The 17267-nt window shown below is 78.3% G+C and carries 15 protein-coding genes and 1 tRNA gene; 1 reads left to right on the top strand and 15 read right to left on the bottom strand.

What is annotated here, in order from left to right; genetic code table 11:
- Positions 1–78: 78 nt before the first annotated feature.
- The 10 genes from Q0789_RS09830 to Q0789_RS09785 form a co-directional block, all read right to left on the bottom strand.
- A complete protein-coding gene (locus Q0789_RS09830) occupies positions 79–2115 on the bottom strand; it encodes a metallophosphoesterase (protein WP_298804642.1) in 2037 nt (678 codons plus the stop codon).
- Positions 2116–2277: 162 nt separating this feature from the next.
- A tRNA-Ala gene (locus Q0789_RS09825) sits at positions 2278–2350 on the bottom strand.
- Between the two features lie 94 nt (positions 2351–2444).
- Positions 2445–3101: a histidine phosphatase family protein gene (locus Q0789_RS09820; RefSeq protein WP_298804640.1), complete on the bottom strand. Its 657-nt coding sequence runs from the start codon at positions 3099–3101 to the stop codon at positions 2445–2447.
- Positions 3098–3478, bottom strand: a complete 381-nt coding sequence (gene rsfS, locus Q0789_RS09815) for a ribosome silencing factor (RefSeq protein ID WP_171203394.1) — start codon at positions 3476–3478, stop codon at positions 3098–3100. Before rsfS ends, Q0789_RS09820 begins: the two co-directional genes overlap by 4 nt.
- 133 nt (positions 3479–3611) lie before the next feature.
- A complete protein-coding gene (locus Q0789_RS09810; protein ID WP_298804636.1) occupies positions 3612–3827 on the bottom strand; it encodes a hypothetical protein in 216 nt (71 codons plus the stop codon).
- Positions 3824–4468 carry a nicotinate-nucleotide adenylyltransferase gene (gene nadD, locus Q0789_RS09805; protein ID WP_363326139.1) on the bottom strand — a complete coding sequence of 215 codons (645 nt, stop codon included), beginning with the start codon at positions 4466–4468 and terminating at the stop codon, positions 3824–3826. Before nadD ends, Q0789_RS09810 begins: the two co-directional genes overlap by 4 nt.
- Before the next feature lie 152 nt (positions 4469–4620).
- Complete coding sequence (locus tag Q0789_RS09800; RefSeq protein WP_298804632.1) at positions 4621–4869, bottom strand: hypothetical protein; 249 nt, start codon at positions 4867–4869, stop codon at positions 4621–4623.
- Between the two features lie 100 nt (positions 4870–4969).
- On the bottom strand, positions 4970–6310 hold the full coding sequence (locus tag Q0789_RS09795; protein ID WP_298804630.1) for a glutamate-5-semialdehyde dehydrogenase: 1341 nt from the start codon (positions 6308–6310) through the stop codon (positions 4970–4972).
- A gap of 159 nt (positions 6311–6469) precedes the next feature.
- Positions 6470–7690: an SPFH domain-containing protein gene (locus Q0789_RS09790; RefSeq protein WP_366917704.1), complete on the bottom strand. Its 1221-nt coding sequence runs from the start codon at positions 7688–7690 to the stop codon at positions 6470–6472.
- Positions 7690–8223, bottom strand: coding sequence for an NfeD family protein (locus Q0789_RS09785; RefSeq protein WP_298804626.1), 534 nt, complete (start codon positions 8221–8223; stop codon positions 7690–7692). Before Q0789_RS09785 ends, Q0789_RS09790 begins: the two co-directional genes overlap by 1 nt.
- A gap of 188 nt (positions 8224–8411) precedes the next feature.
- Here Q0789_RS09785 and Q0789_RS09780 point away from each other — a divergent pair, with 188 nt between their 5' ends.
- Positions 8412–8825 carry a pilus assembly protein CpaE gene (locus Q0789_RS09780; RefSeq protein ID WP_298804624.1) on the top strand — a complete coding sequence of 138 codons (414 nt, stop codon included), beginning with the start codon at positions 8412–8414 and terminating at the stop codon, positions 8823–8825.
- 212 nt (positions 8826–9037) lie between these two features.
- Here Q0789_RS09780 and proB read toward each other — a convergent pair whose 3' ends face one another.
- The 5 genes from proB to Q0789_RS09755 form a co-directional block, all read right to left on the bottom strand.
- On the bottom strand, positions 9038–10168 hold the full coding sequence (proB, locus tag Q0789_RS09775; protein WP_363326137.1) for a glutamate 5-kinase: 1131 nt from the start codon (positions 10166–10168) through the stop codon (positions 9038–9040).
- A gap of 71 nt (positions 10169–10239) precedes the next feature.
- Positions 10240–11793 (bottom strand): GTPase ObgE, encoded by a 1554-nt coding sequence (obgE, locus tag Q0789_RS09770; protein ID WP_363326136.1) that lies wholly within the window; start codon positions 11791–11793, stop codon positions 10240–10242.
- 159 nt (positions 11794–11952) lie between these two features.
- Entirely contained in the window at positions 11953–12228 is a 276-nt protein-coding gene (gene rpmA / locus Q0789_RS09765) for a 50S ribosomal protein L27 (protein ID WP_171203520.1), read from the bottom strand.
- Between the two features lie 116 nt (positions 12229–12344).
- Positions 12345–12662 carry a 50S ribosomal protein L21 gene (rplU, locus tag Q0789_RS09760; protein WP_298804662.1) on the bottom strand — a complete coding sequence of 106 codons (318 nt, stop codon included), beginning with the start codon at positions 12660–12662 and terminating at the stop codon, positions 12345–12347.
- Between the two features lie 276 nt (positions 12663–12938).
- Complete coding sequence (locus tag Q0789_RS09755) at positions 12939–17210, bottom strand: Rne/Rng family ribonuclease (RefSeq protein ID WP_298804619.1); 4272 nt, start codon at positions 17208–17210, stop codon at positions 12939–12941.
- Between the last annotated feature and the right edge of the window lie 57 nt (positions 17211–17267).

Raw genomic sequence — 17267 nt, 5'->3', positions numbered from 1 at the left:
GACCCGCCCGGCGTCGCGGGAGGGCCGAGCCGGCCGACGGGGCCGGCTCGTCGGCTCGGGGGTCGGACAGCTCCCGGGTCAGCCGCCGGCGGTCGGCGCGGAGGTGGGCGCGCCCGCCGCCCCGCCCGCCGCCCCGTCCGACGTCACGCTCGGCGTCCCACCCGGCGTGGGGACCGGCGCGGCCCCGCCGTCACCGGTGGTGGAGCGCCCGTCGTCGTCGAGGGCGGGCTGGCCCGGGGCGTCCGGCGGCGCGTCGGGGCCGTCCGCGGCGTCGCCCTCGGGCAGCAGCGTCGGGTCGGCCTCGTCGACGGGCGTGGGCGTCGAGGAGATGGCCGGCCAGGCGCGCCACGGCCCCACGGTGACCTCGGCGTTCGCCGTGGCGCTGACGACCCGCCACGACAGGACGTCGCCCGTCCCGGCGTCGAAGCGCAGCAGCGTCATCTCGGCCGTCCCGTTGAGCGGCCCCACGGTGAGCTGGTCGTGCACCGCGCCGGCCGTGCTCGAGCTGATGTACCGGATGCCCCGGCCGACCTGCTCGGGGTCGGTCCGCACGTGGTAGTGGCCGGAGACCTGCGCCGGCGCGCAGCCCGCCTCCAGCGCGGGGGCCCCGATGGACGGGTCGTGCACGAGGAGCAGGTCGACGTCGTCCGCCGCGCACGCCTCCTCGACGAGCGTCCGGGCGCTCTCCTCGGCGGAGGCGCCCTCGGGGGCGGAGCTGCCCGAGAGCAACTGCGTGGAGCGCGGGTCGGGGACGCCGAGGATCTTCAGGCCCGCGACGTCCACGACCTCGCCGTCCAGCACCGTCCAGCCCGCCGCCCGCTCCTGGTCGGCGGTCGTCGGGCTGTCGTGGTTGCCGTCCGCCACGACGACCGGCACGTCGGGGAGGGCCCCGGCGAAGGCGCTGACGCACGTCTGCTCGACGGCCGTGCCGTTCATCACGGTGTCCCCGGCGTCGAGCACCAGGTCGACGTCCGCGAGCTCCGCGAGCCGGGCGACCGGCCCGGCCATCCCCACGTTGCAGTGCAGGTCGGAGACGACGAGCGCGGTGACGACGTCGTCCGCCGGCACGCGCTCCCGCGCGGTGGTCGTCGGCCCCGGCGTCGCGCCGGCCGTGGACGTCGCCTGCGGATCGCCCGCGGCCGCCGCCGGACCGCTCGGGGCGGTCGTGCCGGTGGGCGTCGCGGTGCTGCCGGGCGACGCGATGACGTCCGAGGACGCGGTGCCGTCGCTGCTCTCCGAGGACGTGCTGCGGGACGAGCCCGAGGCGGGCAGCACGGCCGGGTCCTGCCTGCTGCGCTGCGCCCAGGCGCGCTCGAGGTCGGCGGTGACGCGGTCGTAGAACTCCGTGTTCTGGTCGACGAAGTCGGTCACGTAGCCGCCGACGAGGTCGACGACGCTCGCGAGGCGGCCGGTGATGCGGGCGCCCTCGAGCGGGGTGCCGTCGAAGACGGGCGACGCCTGGCGGCTGGCGGCGTCGCGCTGCGCCTGCGGGCGGAAACCGGCCACGACCACGGCGGCGACGAGCGAGAGGGCCAGCACGCCGGCCAGCACGGCGCGGTGCCGGTGGCCGAGGGCGGCCAGCTCGGCCCGACGGGCGGGCCCCAGGGCCAGGCGGCCGAGGACGGCGACGAGCACGAGGAGCGCCCAGGCGGTCAGCCACCGCTGCGCGGCGTCGAGCACGAGCGCGCGCACGACGACGTCGACGGTGGCCTGCGGGGCCGAGAAGAGCTGGAGGTAGCGCTGGAGGTCGTCGCCCAGCAGGTCGACCGTCGACGTCGACGACACGCCGATGTCGGTGACCTCGCGCGGGATCTCCTCGACGACGACGTCGACGCCCAGCCGCAGGGGCAGCGGCGAGTCGATGACGAGGGCGCCGAGGGGGCCGAGGTCGACGGCGACCTCGCCGTCGGTCGTCACGGAGTACTCCGCCACGTGCGGCCCGAGGCTGGCCTCGGCGGACGCCGACGTGACGCCGTAGACGGCGGCGACGAGGCCGAGGGCGACGACGAGGGCGCTCCAGGCCGCGAGCGCCCGGCCACGGCCGGCGCGCCAAGGCCGGTGCCGGGGCGCGCGCTCCCCACCGGGCGGGGTCGTGCCGGGGTGCTCGTCGTCCACCGCACGATCATCGCCGACGCCCGCGCCTCCGCGCACCGCACCGGGCGGGCCAGGAGGACCTGTCACGAGACCGTCACCCGGGACGACGAGGCCCCAGGACGACGAGCCCCGGGACGACGTCGGGCCCGCCCCCACGAGGGGGACGGGCCCGACGGTGTCCGGTGGAGCTGAGGGGATTCGAACCCCTGACCCCCTCCATGCCATGGAGGTGCGCTACCAGCTGCGCCACAGCCCCGGACCGACCTGCGGGACCCGGAGGGCCCTGCGAGGACGGAGGAGAGACTAGCCCGGCCGCTCGACGGCGTCCAAATCGCCCCGCGGCGCCGGGCTCAGGCGTGCGACCAGGCCCCGGCGTTGTGCTCGAGCAGCCGCCACGGAGCCGCTCCCGGCGCCCCGCGCAGCAGCGTGCTCCAGCGCGCGTTGCGCAGTCCCGTGAGGACCGGGGCGGCGGCGGCGGGCAGGCCCAGCAGCTGGAGCAGCGCCGCCCCCAGGGCGCCGCCGTGGCCGACGACGACGAGGACCTCGCCGTCGCCCAGCGGCGCGGCGTGCTCCTCGACGGCGGCGAGGACGCGGGCGCCGGCCTCGGTGCGCCGCTCCCCGCCCCCCGGCGGGACGTCGTCGCCCGCGAGCCAGGCGGCGTGGAGCTCCGGCCAGCCCGCGGCGATCTCCGCCCGCCGCAGGCCCTGCCAGTCGCCGCCGAAGACCTCGCGGAGCCGCGGGTCGAGGGCCACGGGCAGGTCGGCGGCCAGTGCGAGGGCGCCCGCCGTCGCGCTGGCGCGCGACAGGTCCGAGCTGACGACCCGCACCGGCCCCCGGGCCGCGAGGACGGCGGCGGCCGCGGCCACCTGCTCGGAGCCCCGCTCGTCGAGGGGGACGTCGGTGTGGCCCTGCCAGCGCCCGTCGGCGTTCCAGGCGGTGCGGCCGTGGCGCCAGAGCACCACCTGCGCCGGCCCGGCGGCGCCCCCGCCCCCGGAGGCGTCGCTCACGCGGAGCGGCCGGCGCGCACCGACTCGGGCAGCTCGACGACGGGGCAGTCCTTCCAGAGCCGCTCGAGGGCGTAGAAGCGGCGGTCCTCCGTCTGCTGCACGTGGACGACGATGTCGGCGTAGTCGAGCAGGACCCATCGCGCCTCGGTGAGGCCCTCGCGGCGCACGGGGCGGGCGCCGAGGTCGCGCATGCGCTCCTCGACGGCGTCGACGATGGCGCGCACCTGCCGGTCGGAGTCGCCGGAGGCGAGGACGAAGACGTCGGTGATGACGAGCTGCTCGCTGACGTCGAGGGCCAGCACCTCGTCCGCCAGCTTGTCGGCGGCGGCCTCGGCGGCGGCGCGGGCGAGCTCCAGGGAGCGGTCGGTGGCGGTCACGGGGTCCTCCAGACGCGCCGCGGCGGGTCGCCGCGGCCGAGGCCCCAGGGTCTCACGCGGGCGCGCTCCCCCGAGGCCGTCGCCCCGGGCGGCGATCCGCCCGCACGGGCGGCCGCCGGGCGCCCGGGCGGTCTCAGCGCTCGGAGGGCCTCTCCGGGTCGGGGCCGGGCGAGACGTCGTCGGGGTCCACGCCCGCGGCGTCGAGGCCGTCGGGCCCCTCGTCGGCGCCCGCGCGGCGGCCGGGGCCCCCGGTCGGGCGCTCGACGTCGGCCTGCCCCTGCGCCGAGGTGGCCGCGAGCTCGTCGGCGGCCCGGCGCAGCAGGTCCTCGCCGTCCTCGCGCGCGCTCACCGCAGCAGCCCGTCCGCCGCGGGGCGCTCGCCGTCGGCCGCGCCGTCCGCCGCGTAGAGGCGGTGCTTGCCGATGTACTGCACGACGCCGTCGGGCACGAGGTACCAGACCGGCTCGCCCCGCGAGACCCGCTCGCGGCAGTCCGTCGAGGAGATCGCCAGCGCGGGGATCTCCAGGAGGCTCACCCGGTCGGCCGGCAGGCCCGTGGCGGCCAGCTCGTGGCCGGGGCGGGTGACGCCGACGAAGTGCGCCAGCTCCCACACCTCGTCGGCGTCCTTCCAGCCGAGGATCTGCTGGAGGGCGTCGGCGCCCGTGATGAAGAAGAGCTGGGCGTCCCCCGTCGTCGCGCGCAGGTCGCGGAGGGTGTCGACGGTGTACGTCGGGCCGGGGCGGTCGACGTCGACGCGGCTGACCGTGAAGGAGGGGTTGGAGGCGGTGGCGACGACCGTCATGAGGTAGCGGTGCTCGGCGTCGGTGACCTCGCGGTGGTCCTTCTGCCACGGCCGCCCGGTGGGCACGAAGACGACCTCCTCGAGGTCGAAGACGCTCGCGACCTCGCTGGCCGCCACGAGGTGCCCGTGGTGGACGGGGTCGAAGGTGCCGCCCATGACCCCGATGCGCCGGCGCCCCGGCGAGGGCACGGGCGGCTCGGCGCGGCGGGCCGTCCGCGGCTCGGCGGAGCCGGCGGGCTCGCCCGCGGCGCGGACGTCGCCCCGCGCCCCCCGGTCCCCCCGCGTCGCCGGGTCCGCTGCGACGTCGGGGTCGCCGTCCGCCACCGGGGTCGGCTCGGGGCTCAGTGGCCGGAGCCGGCGCGGGCGTCGTGGGGCGCGTCGTGCGGCCCCTCGTGCATCCCGTCGCGGTCGGGGTGGCGCGTGCTGACGCTGCGGAAGGCGTAGGTCAGCAGGAGCAGCGCGATGAGCGCGCCGAAGGCGATGAGCCCGAAGTAGAACGAGGGGAAGGGCAGCTCGTTGACGATCTCGTGGTGCTCGCCCTCGGCCTCGGAGGCGAGGACGAGGGCGGCCCCCATGACGGAGCTCAGCATGGTCGGGTCTCCTCCCGGGGGGCGGGCGACGGTCCGGGCGGGCCGCCGCACGCGCATCCTGCCACGGCGGCCGCGGCCGGCCGCCCGGCGCCCGGGCGCCTCACGCGCGCACGTGCCCGTCCCCGGTGACGACCCAGCGCGTCGTCGTCAGCTCGGCGAGCCCCATGGGCCCGCGCGCGTGGAGCTTCTGCGTCGAGATGCCGACCTCGGCGCCGAGGCCGAGCTGGGCGCCGTCGGTGAAGCGCGTGGAGGCGTTGACCATGACGGCGGCCGAGTCGACCTCCGCGGCGAAGCGCTCCGCGACGGCGAGGTCCCGGGTGACGACGGCCTCCGTGTGCTGGGTCGACCACCGGTCGATGTGCGCGAGCGCCGCGTCGAGGTCGGGGACCACCGCGACGGCCAGCTCGAGGGCGAGGTACTCGGTGGCCCAGTCCTCGTCGGTGGCGGGCTCCACCTCGACGCCGTCGAGGCCCTCGGCGGCCGCGCGGACGGCGTCGTCGCCGTGGAGGCGGACGCCCTCGGCGCTCATGGCGGTGAGCAGGGCCGGCAGGAAGGCGCCCGCGACGGCGGCGTGGACGAGCACCGTCTCGGCGGTGTTGCAGGTGCTCGTGCGCTGCGTCTTGCTGTTGAGGGCCACCGCGAGGGCGACGTCGAGGTCGGCGGCGGCGTCGACGTAGACGTGGCAGTTGCCCGTGCCGGTCTCGATGACGGGGACCGTGGAGGAGCGCACCACCTCGGCGATGAGCCCCGCTCCCCCGCGCGGCACGAGGACGTCGACGAGCCCCCGGGCGCGCATCAGGTGGCGCACGCCCTCGCGGCCGTGCTCGTCGACGGTGCTGACGAGCTCGGCGGGCAGGCCGGACGCGACGAGGGCCTCGCGGACGACCTCGACGACGACGGCGTTGGTCTCGCGGGCCGCCGAGCCGCCCCGCAGCACCACGGCGCTCCCGCTCTTGAGCGCCAGGGAGGCGGCGTCGACCGTGACGTTGGGCCGGGCCTCGTAGACGACGGCGACGACGCCCATCGGCACGCGCAGCTGCCGCAGGCGCAGCCCGTTCGGCAGGGTCTGCCCGCGCACGACCTCGCCCACCGGGTCCGGCAGCGCGGCGACGTCGCGGACGGCGCCGGCGATGGCGGCGAGGCGACCCGCGTCCAGGCGCAGGCGGTCCAGGAGGTTGGCGGGCAGGCCCTCCGCGGCGCCGCGCTCCAGGTCGCGGGCGTTGGCCGCCTCGACCCGGGGGGCCTGGGCGACGAGCGCGTCGGCGACGGCCAGCAGGGCGGCGTCCTTGGTGGCCCGCGTCGCCGTGGCGAGGGCCTTGCTGGCGACCCGGGCGGCGCGGCACACGTCGAGGACGGCCTCCCGGACGGCGTCCTGCCCGGCGGGCGGCTCCTCGACCTCGCCGGCGCGGGCGGAGGTCGGCGCGTCCACGGTCGCGGTCATGCGCCGAGGGTAGGCGCCCGCGGGCCGGGGCTCACGAGGCTCTCGCAGGGCGGGCGGTCGTCGCAGGGCGGGCGGTCCTCGCAGGGCGGGCGGTCCTCGCAGGGCGGGCGGTCCCGGTGGTCCCGCCCTGCGCGCGGCCCCGGCGGCTGCGGCGGGTGCTCAGCCGGTCGGCGTCCGACCCGTGCCCGCGCCGCCGTCGTCCGGGCCCTGCACCGGCGGTGCGCCCGCCTCCCGCTGCGCCCGCTCGGCCGCCCGGGTGGCCTCGCCGGCCTGCTGGGCCGGGTCGGGCGCGCCCGCCGCCGGCGGCACGTCGCCGCCGCTGTCGGGGGCGCGCCGCCCCCGGCGCGTGGCCGACTCGCTGTCCGCCGCCTCGCGGGTGGCCCCCTGCGCCTCCTCCCGGGCGCGGCGCAGCGCCTCGCCCGGGTCCTCCAGCGTCGGCGCGTCGAGGTCGCCGCCCACGCCCTCGACGTCGACCTCGTGCGGCTCGGCGTCGTGGCCGCCGCCGTCGCGCCGTCCCAGGACGTCGCCGACGCCCTTGAGCGCGTCGTTGAGCTCGCTCGGGACGATCCACACCTTGTTGGCGTCGCCCTGGGCGATCTGCGGCAGCGTCTGCAGGTACTGGTAGGCCAGCAGGCTCGGCGTCGGGTTGCCCCGGTGGATGGCCGCGAAGACCTCGACGATGGCGCGGGAGCGGCCCTGGGCCTCGAGGATGGCGGCCTGCGCCTGCCCCTCCGCCCGCAGGACGGAGGACTGCTTGTCGCCCTCGGCCGTGAGGATCTGGCTCTGCTTGACGCCCTCGGCGTTGAGGATGGCGGCGCGGCGGTCGCGCTCGGCCCGCATCTGCTTCTCCATCGAGTCCTGCACGCTGGCGGGCGGGTCGATGGCCTTGAGCTCGACGCGGTTCACGCGCACGCCCCAGCGCCCGGTCGCCTCGTCGAGGACGCCGCGGAGCTGGCCGTTGATCTGGTCGCGGCTCGTCAGCGTCTGCTCGAGGTCGAGCGAGCCGACGACGTTGCGCAGGGTCGTGACGGTGAGCTGCTCGATGCCCTGGATGTAGTTGGCGATCTCGTAGGTCGCCGCCTTCGGGTCCGTGGGCTGGAAGTAGATGACCGAGTCGATGCTGACGACGAGGTTGTCCGAGGTGATGACCGGCTGCGGCGGGAAGGACACGACCTGCTCGCGCAGGTCGACCGTCGCCCGCGGCTTGTCGATGAAGGGGACGAGGAAGTGCAGCCCCGCGTCCAGCGTCCGCGAGTAGCGGCCGAGCCGCTCGATGATGACGGCGCTCGCCTGCGGCACGATCCGCACCGACTTCACCACCGTCGCGATGACGAAGACGACGAGGAGGAGGAGGACGACGTACAGGGCGACGGTGCCGATCACGAGGGGCTCCAGGGGCTCGGTGCGCTCGGGCTGGTCGGGCCGCTCGGGCCGCTCGGGCCGGCGGCGGCGGGCCCGGGGTCGGTGGTGGGCAGGGCGCGCACGACGGCGGTGGCGCCCTCGATGCGGACGACCTCGACGTCGACGCCCACGGGCAGCGGGGCGCCGCCGTCGGTGCGGGCGGACCACACCTCGCCGCGGAGCTTCACGCGGCCGTCGCGCGCCGTGACCTGCTCGAGGACCTCCGCGCGGCGTCCCACGTTGGCGTCCGTCCCCGTCGAGGTGGCGGGCAGCCGCGGCCGGACCCAGCGGACGACCGCGGGGCGGGCGACGGCGAGCAGCAGCGCGGCGGCGACGGCGAAGCTGATGACCTGGAGGGGCAGGTCGGCGCCGAGGGCGGCCACCAGGGCGGCCACGAGCGCCGCGGCGGCGATCATGCCGAAGACGAAGTCCAGCGAGGAGACCTCGATGGCGCCCAGCAGCAGCGCCAGGCCCACCCAGAGCAGCCACTGCAGGTCGCCCCAGCCGTCCACCGCGCACCCCCGTCGCCGCTCCGTCGTGGCCCTCCGCGCGCCGGCGCCGGCCGCGGCGGCACCGGCTCGCGTCCGACCCTAGCCGGGGGCGCCCCGGCGGGAGGGCCCCGGGCCCCGACCCGCCGCGCGGTGGCGCCCCGGGGGCGCCGGGGCGCAGCATCGGAGGACACCGACCCCGGGAGGCACCCGTGATCTCCGTCCCCACCGCCCGCGCGCTGGCGACGTCCGGCGTGGCCTGGGAGCCCGCGTCCGGCGACCGCTTCGTCATCACCGACCGCGGCATGGACGACGACGTCTTCGTCCTGTCCGAGATGGTCGTGGAGGCCCAGGACCACGCGACCGGCCGGGTGCTCGGCTTCAACGGCACCACCGAGTGGGCCCTGGACTCCGTCGCGGCCGAGCAGGCCGTCTGGCTGCCCCGCGAGGGCCAGCTGCGGGAGATGCTCGGCGACGCCTTCGCGGGCCTGGTGCCGGAGGACGGCGCCTTCGTCGTGCACACCCGCGACGCGGACGGGGAGCGCTCCTCGCGCGCGGACGACGTCGAGGAGGCCTACGCCCTCGCCGTCCTCGCCGTCCGGGCCCGCGCCGCCCGCGGCGCCTGACCCCGAGAGGGCCCGTCGGCGGCCGCCAGGGCCAAGGTGACGTCACCTTCACGCCAGGAGTCACCCCCAGGGCGAAGGTGACGCCCCCTTCACGCCAGGAGGGCCCCCCAGGGCGAAGGTGACGCCCTCTTCACGCCAGAAGGTGCCCCAAGGGCGAAGGTGACGCCACCTCCACCACCTGGAGGGCGCTCACGGCGGAGGTGGCGCCTCCGTCACCCGGGTGCCGGCGGGACGAGCACGAGGTCGTCGCGGTGCACGAGCACGCGGTCCCAGCCCGGCCCGAGGTCGCGGGCCAGGTCGCTGGTGGAGCGGCCGAGGAGGGCGGGCACCTCCGCCGCGGCGTAGCCGACGAGTCCCCGCGCGAGCACGGCGCCGGTCCCGTCGAGGAGGTCGACGGCGTCGCCGGCCTCGAACTCGCCCCGCACCTCCCGCACGCCCGCGGGCAGCAGGGAGGCGCCGCGGTCGCGCACGGCCCGCACCGCGCCGTCGTCGAGGACGAGCGAGCCGCGCGACCGGGCGGCGTGGGCCAGCCACAGCAGCCGGGTGCGGCGACGGCGCCCCGTGGCCGCGAACCACGTGCCGACGTCCGCGCCCGCGAGGCCCTCGCCCGCCAGCGCCGCGCTCGTCAGGAGCACGGGCACCCCGGACGAGGTGGCGATGCCCGCGGCGGCGAGCTTGGTCGCCATGCCGCCGGTGCCGAGGCCCGCGCCGCCGGTGCCGCCGACGACGACGTCGGCCAGGTCGGCGGCGGACGCGACGAGGGGCACCCGCCGGCTGCCGGGGCGCCCGGGCGGGCCGTCGTGGAGCGCGTCGACGTCGGAGAGCAGCACGAGCGCGTCGGCGCGCACGAGGTGCGCCACGAGGGCGGCGAGCCGGTCGTTGTCGCCGAAGCGGATCTCGTCGGTCGCCACGGTGTCGTTCTCGTTGACGACCGGCAGGACGCCGAGCCCGAGCAGCCGCTCGAGGGTGCGCTGCGCGTTGCGGTAGTGGCCGCGCCGCACGACGTCCTCGGCCGTGAGCAGCACCTGCCCGACCGGCGTGCCGGAGCGCCCGAGCGCGCGCTCGTAGGCGGCGACGAGCAGGCCCTGCCCGACGCTCGCGGCGGCCTGCTGGGTGGCGAGGTCCCGCGGGCGACGGTCCAGGCCGAGCGGGGCGAGCCCGGCGGCGATGGCGCCCGAGGACACGAGCACCACCTCCGCGCCGCGCCCGCGCACGTCCTGCACCGCGGCGACGAGGGCGCCCAGCCGGCCCTCGTCGAGCCCGCCCGCGGCCGTCGTGAGGGACGACGAGCCGACCTTGACGACGACGCGGCGCGCCGAGGCGAGGTCGGCCCGCGACCGCACGGACGAGGCGCCCTCCGGCGCCGCCGGGCCGCTCGGCCCGCCGGACGGCCCCGGCGCGCTCGCGGCCACGCTCAGCCGTCGCCGCGCGCGGCGCGCTCGGCGCGGCGGTCGGCGAGCCGCTCGGCCTCGAGCTCGGCCTGCGTGGTGGCGCGGGCGGCCTTGCGCTCCTCCTGCAGGCGCCGCCGCTCCCCGCGGGTCGGACGGTCGTCCCCCAGGAGCCGGGGGTCCTCGCCCCGCCGACCGCCGAGGAGCTCGGCGCCGCCGACGAGGGTCGGGTCCCAGTCGAAGACGACGGCGCCGCGCGCCGAGCGGTCGTCGCCGATGACGACCTCGGAGCCGGCGACCGCCCCCTTCGCGAAGAGCTCCTCCTCGACGCCGAGCTTCGCGAGGCGGTCGGCGAGGTAGCCGACGGCCTCGTCGTTGCTGAAGTCGGTCTGGCGGACCCACCGCTCCGGCTTGGACCCGAGCACGCGGAAGCGCACGCCGTCGGTGGCGTCCTCGGCCTCCTCGCGGGTGACGGTGAAGCCGGTCTCGTCGACGGCCCGCGGGCGCAGGACGACGCGGGGCGCCTCCGGCTCCGGGACGGCGGCCCGCGCCCGGCGCACGAGGGCGGCCATGGCGAAGGACAGCTCGCGCAGCCCCTCGCGGGAGGCCGCCGAGACCTCGAGCACCTCGTGGCCGCGCGCCTCCAGCTCGGGGCGCACGAAGTCGGCCAGCTCGCGCGCCTCGGGCACGTCGACCTTGTTGAGCACGACGAGAACGGGCCGCTCCTCGAGCGGGAGCCCCGGCTCGCCCGTGGCGGTGAGGTCCACGGCGTAGCGGGCCAGCTCCGCCTCGATGGTCTCGAGGTCGCTCAGCGGGTCGCGGCCCGGCTCGAGCGTGGCGCAGTCGAGGACGTGGACGATCGCGGCCGTGCGCTCGACGTGCCGCAGGAACTGCAGCCCGAGCCCCTTGCCCTCGCTGGCGCCCTCGACGAGCCCCGGCACGTCGGCGACGACGAAGCGCTCGTCGCCGGCCACGACGACGCCGAGGTTGGGCACCAGCGTGGTGAAGGGGTAGTCGGCGATCTTCGGCTTGGCCGCGGACAGCGCGCCGACGAGGCTGGACTTGCCGGCGCTGGGGAAGCCCACGAGGGCGACGTCGGCGAGCGACTTGAGCTCGAGGACGACGTCGCCCGACCAGCCGGGCTCGCCGAGGAGGGCGAAGCCGGGAGCCTTCCGGCGGGTGGTCGCCAGGGCGGCGTTGCCGAGGCCGCCGGCGCCGCCGGGGGCCAGCTCGACGTCGGTGCCGACGTGCACGAGGTCGGCGAGCAGGGAGCCGTCGGCCGCGTCCTTGACGACCGTGCCCGGCGGCACGCGGAGGACGAGGTCCTCCCCCGCCCCGCCGTGGCGGTGCGAGCCCATGCCGGGGCGGCCGTTGGCGGCGACCCGGTGCGGGGCGTGGTGGTACTCGAGCAGCGTCGTCGTCGACGCGTCCACGACGAGGCGGACGCTGCCGCCGCGACCGCCGTTGCCGCCGTCGGGCCCGCCGAGGGGCTTGAACTTCTCCCGGTGGACGGACGTGCAGCCGTGCCCCCCGCTGCCGCCCGCCACGTGCAGGACGACGCGGTCCACGAACATCGGCACGGGGGCCTCCTGGCTCCGGCGGACCCCGTGGTCGGGGCGCCGCTCTGGGTGCTGCGGTGGGGCGCCCGGCGGGGGCCGGACGCGCGAGAGGGGTGAGCCGACCGGCTCACCCCTCTCGCGGGTCGTCGCCAGCGCGCGCCGGCGGCGGTGGTGCTGGTGTCAGTCGGCGACGGCCTCGGTCGCGGCGGGGGCCACGACGTTGACCGTGCGACGGCCGCGGCGGGTGCCGAAGAGCACCGCGCCGGGCGTGAGGGCGAAGAGGGTGTCGTCCTTGCCGCGGCCGACGTTGTCGCCCGGGTGGAAGTGGGTGCCGCGCTGGCGCACGATGATCGAGCCGGCCGTGACCTGCTCGCCGCCGAAGCGCTTGACGCCGAGTCGCTGCGCGTTCGAGTCGCGGCCGTTGCGGCTGGAGCTCGCGCCCTTCTTGTGTGCCATGGCTGTGCCTCCGTCGGCGAGGGGCCCCGGTGGTGGGCTCCGGTGGTGGGTCGGGGGGTGGCGCCCGGGGGGGCGCCGGTGCTGCTGCGGGAGCGGCGGCGGGGCCGCCGCGCCCGTCAGCTGTCGATCGCGGTGATGCGCACCCGGGTGTGCTTCTGGCGGTGGCCCTGGCGCTTGCGGTAGCCCGTCTTGTTCTTGTACCGCAGGATCGTGATCTTGGGGCCCTTGACCTCGTCGACGACCTCGGCGGTCACCGTGACGCCGGACAGGGCGGAGGCCTCGCTCGTGACGGTCGCGCCGTCGACGAGCAGGAGGGGCGCCAGCTGGAGCGTGGTGCCCGCCGCGGGGGTGCCGCCGCCGACCCGGTCGATGAGCAGCTCGCTGCCCACCGACACCTTCTCCTGCCGGCCACCGGCGCGGACGATCGCGTACACCACGGGACTCTCCTGACGTCGACCGGTCATGGACCGGCGGAACGGCTGCATCTGCTGCTCGGTCGCGGCCGGCGCGGCCACCCGGTCGCGAGGACCTGGCGGACCGGGACCGCTCCCCCGCGGCTGCGGGGGCTCGGGGCGCGCACGGCGCTGGGCGCACCGGTGGTGCGCCGGGGGCAAGAGTACGGACGGCGCGGCGAGGGGGTCAAACCCGGGCCCCCCGGCGCGGCGCGCCGGGGCACGGGGCCCGCCGGACGGCGGGCCCCGTGCCGTGCGTCAGCGGTCGCCCGCTACCGGCTCGTCGGACACCGGCTCGTCGGCGGGAGCCTCCTGCGACGACGCCTCCTGCGACGACGCCTCCTCCGACGACGCCGACGGCGCGGGCGCCGTCTCCTCGACGACGGCCCCGGCCCCGTCGAGGTCCGGCTCCTGGGTGCCGACCTCCTGGGCGCCGACGGCCGGGTCGGCCACCTCCTGGGTGCCCACCACCGGCTCGTCCGTCCCCGCGGAGGCCGCCGCGGCGCCGCCCACCGGGCCCGCGGCGCGGCGCGCTCCCCGGCGCGTCCGCTTGCGCGGGGCGGCGACCGGCTCGTCCTGCACGGGCGGCGCCTCCTCCGGCGCGGGCGCCGCGTCGTCCACCGCGGTGGCGGTGTCGGGAGCGTCGTCCGCGGACCCGGAGGTCGCGCCCTCCGCGGGGGCCGAGGTCGCCGGCTCGGGCGCCTCCTCGGCGGACCGCCCGCGCACCGCGCCGACGGCCGCCTCGACGACGGCCGCGGCCTGCGCGGCGTCGGCGGCGCCGCCCTCCTGCTCGGCCACGGCCACGGCGGCCTCGTGCTCGTGGCGGGAGGCGCGGGCGACGCGGGCGATGGCCTCGGCCACCTCGCGGGCCGACGCGGCGCGCCGGCCGGCCTCGTCGGGCGCCTCGGCCGGCTCCCCGGCGGCCTCGGCCGCGCCGGAGCCGTCGCCGTCGCCCGAGCCGCTGCGGCCCCGGCGCGAGCGGCGCGAGCGTCCGCCGCCGTCCCCGCCGTCCCGGTCGCCCTCGCCTTGCTCTTGACCGCTGCCGCGGCGCCCGCCGCGAGCGCCGGCGTCGTCGCCGCCCTTCCCGGTGAGCGGCTCCTCGTGGAGGAGCACGCCCCGGCCGCCGCAGTGCTCGCACGGCTCGCTGAAGACGTCGATGAGGCCCTGCCCCACCCGCTTGCGGGTCATCTGCACGAGGCCCAGCGAGGTGACCTCGGCGACCTGGTGCTTGGTGCGGTCGCGCCCGAGGCACTCCACGAGACGCCGCAGGACGAGGTCGCGGTTGCTCTCGAGGACCATGTCGATGAAGTCGACGACGATGATGCCGCCGATGTCGCGCAGCCGGAGCTGGCGCACGACCTCCTCGGCGGCCTCGAGGTTGTTCCGGGTGACGGTCTCCTCGAGGTTGCCGCCGGAGCCCGTGAACTTGCCGGTGTTGACGTCGACGACCGTCATCGCCTCGGTGCGGTCGATGACGAGCGACCCGCCGCTCGGCAGCCACACCTTGCGGTCGAGCGCCTTCGCGATCTGCTCGTCGACCCGGTAGGTGGCGAACACGTCGGCGTCCTCGGAGCGCACGACCCGGTCCGCGAGGTCGGGGGCCACGCCGCCGACGTACTCGCTGACGACCGCGTACGCGTCGTCGCCCTCGACCACGAGGCGGGTGAAGTCCTCGTTGAAGACGTCGCGGACCACCTTGACGGCGAGGTCGGGCTCCGTCGAGAGCGCGTTCGGCGCGGCGACCGACGTCGAGCGGCGCTCGATCGAGGCCCACTGCTCCTGCAGGCGCTCGACGTCGCGGCGCAGCTCCTCCTCGCTCGCGCCCTCGGCCGCCGTGCGGACGATGACGCCGGCGCCCTCGGGCACCACGGCCTTGAGGATCTTCTTGAGGCGCGCCCGCTCGACGTCGGGGAGCTTGCGGCTGATGCCCGTCATCGAGCCGTGGGGCACGTAGACGAGGTAGCGGCCGGGCAGCGAGACCTGGCTGGTGAGGCGGGCGCCCTTGTGGCCCACCGGGTCCTTCGTCACCTGGACGAGCACCGGGTCGCCGGCCTTGAGCGCCAGCTCGATCCGGCGCGGCTGGCCCTGCAGGCCCGCGGCGTCCCAGTCGACCTCGCCGGCGTAGAGGACGGCGTTGCGCCCGCGGCCGACGTCGACGAAGGCGGCCTCCATGCTCGGGAGGACGTTCTGCACCTTGCCGAGGTAGACGTTGCCCACCATGGAGGTCTGCGTGCGCCGGGCGACGTAGTGCTCGGCGAGCACGCCGTCCTCGAGCACGGCGATCTGGGTCCGGTCGCCGCGCTCGCGCACGACCATGACCCGCTCGACGCTCTCGCGGCGCGCCAGGAACTCCGCCTCGGTGACGATCGGCCGACGGCGTCCGCCGTCGCGCCCGTCGCGACGGCGCTGGCGCTTGGCCTCGAGGCGGGTGGACCCCTTGAGGCCCGTCACCTCCTCCTCGGCGCGGCGGCGCTGGCGGTCGTCCTCGGAGCCCGCGCCGCCGTCCGCGTCCCCGCCCGAGCCGCTGCGGCGACGCCGACGACGGCGACGGCTCGAGCCGCCCTGCTCGTCCCCCTGGTCCGCGTCGTCACGGGACTGGTCCGCGCCGTCGCGGGACGGGTCGTCCTCGCCGCCGGTCGCGTCGTCGGCCCGGTCGTCGGCGCGGTCGTCGGCCCGGTCGTCGGCCCGGTCGCGGCCTCGGCCGGGACGCCGCTCGATCTGGTCGGCGTCACCGGCGTCCTGCTCCGCGGAGCCCTCGGCGCCGGCCTGCTCGCCGGCGCCCTGCTCGTCGTCGCCGCCGGAGCGGCGCTTGCGGCCGCGACCGCCGCGACGGCGGCGGCGACGGCCCCCGTCGTCGCCCTGCTCGTCGTCGGTCCCGGCGCCGCCACGGCCCTCGGCCTGCTCGTCGGCCCCCTCGTCGGCGCGCTCGTCGCTCTGCTGCTCCGTCGCGCCGCCGTCGACGGGCTCGCCCTCGGCGTCGGCGCGCCCGGCCGCGGCGTCGTCACTCCCGCGGCGGCGGCGCGAGCGCCCGCGGCGCGACCCCTGGCCCAGCTCGTCGAGGGCGGCGGCGAGGGCGGCGCCGGCGTCCTGGCCGGAGGACGCGGCGGCGCCCTCCTCCTCGTCCGTGGCCCCGGCCGTCGCCGACGCGTCGGCGGCGGCCCCCGGGCCCGTGGAGCGGTGGTCGGTGGAACGGTCGTCGGTGGAGCGGTCGACGGCGGAGCGGTCAGAACCGCCGTCGACGACGCGGTCGCGGTCGGCGGGGGCGTCGGCCGTCGCCGCACCGGCGTCGGGGGCCGGCGGGGTCTCCAGGTGGACGGGCGGGCCCGCGGGCCGCGACGCGGCCCGGCGACGGCGCACCGGGGCGACCGCCACGACCGGCGCCTGGAAGAGGGCCGCGGGCACCGACGGCGCGGGCTCCTCCTCCGAGGTCTGCGCGCTCTCCGCCTCCTCTGCGGCGAGGGGCGCGTCGACCGGCGCAGCCGTGACGTCCTCGTCGTCGGAGGACGACGCGGCGGCCGCGTCCGTCGTGTCGTCCGTCGCGACGGCGTCGGTCGTACCGGCGTCGGTCGTACCGGCGTCGGTCGTACCGGCGTCGGGCACGACGGCCGAGGTCTCCTCGGCGTCGGTCTCCGCCCGCTGCGCGGTCTCGACCGAGGGCTCGCCGGGGGCGTCCTCCGCCTCGCCCGGTGCGACGGCGAGCTCGGCCGCCAGGGCCGCCTGCGCGGCGCTGCGGCTCCCGCTGCGCGCCCGGGGGGCGCGGCGACGGGGCGGCGCGGAGGACCCGGCGCCGTCCTCGTCGGGTGTCGCCCCGGTCGGCGCGGCGTCGGTCGAGGTGGCCCCGGCCGTCGCGGCGTCACCGGTCCCGGCCGACGCACCGGTCGTGCCCGGGACCTCGGGCGCGCCCGGCGCCTCGGTCGTGCTGGGCTCCTCGGACGTGCTGGGCTCCTCGGACGTGCTGGGCTCCTCGGACGTGCTGGACGCGCCCGGGAACTCCGCGGCGCCTGCGGCGGCCGCGGCTCGGCGCGGGGCGCGACGACGGCGGGCCTTCGGCGCCGGCGCCTCCTCCTCGGCCGGCTGCTGCGGCCCCGAGGAGGGGTCGGCGGGGGCGGCCTGCTCGGGCGCCGGGGCCTGGACCTGCTCGGTCTCCGCAGCCTGCGGCGAGGCGTCGGCGGGGGCGTCGGGCGCCTCGGCGCCGCCGTCCGCCCCGGCCCTCGGCGAGGAGACGGCCCGGGTGGCCCGGCGCCGCGGCGCCCGGCGGGCGGGGGCCGGCGCCTCCTCGGCCGCGCCCTCCCCGGCGGAGGTCGTGGCGAGCGCCTCGACGGGCTGCGCGGCGGCCGGCCGGTCGTCCGACGGCGCCCCGCTCGCCCTGGAGTCGTCGGTCGAGGCGTCGTCGGACGAGGCCGGGGAGGACGGGCCCGCGGAGGGCGGGCCGGCCGGCCGTGAGGCGGCGCGGCGCCGGCGCGGCGGCGCGGTGGGCGGCGTGCCGCCCTCGGTGTCCGCCGGCTGGTCGGGGGTGTCGGTCGGTGCCACGGGGGCGCTCCCGTTCTGGGCCGCGCGTCGCGCCGCACCAGCTCGCGCGGGCCTTTC

The sequence above is a fragment of the uncultured Pseudokineococcus sp. genome, assembly GCF_947499845.1.
In the GTDB taxonomy this organism is placed as follows: Bacteria; Actinomycetota; Actinomycetes; order Actinomycetales; family Quadrisphaeraceae; genus Pseudokineococcus.
Note: the sequence above shows the minus strand (reverse complement) of the source record. Positions and strands in the feature narration are given on the sequence as shown.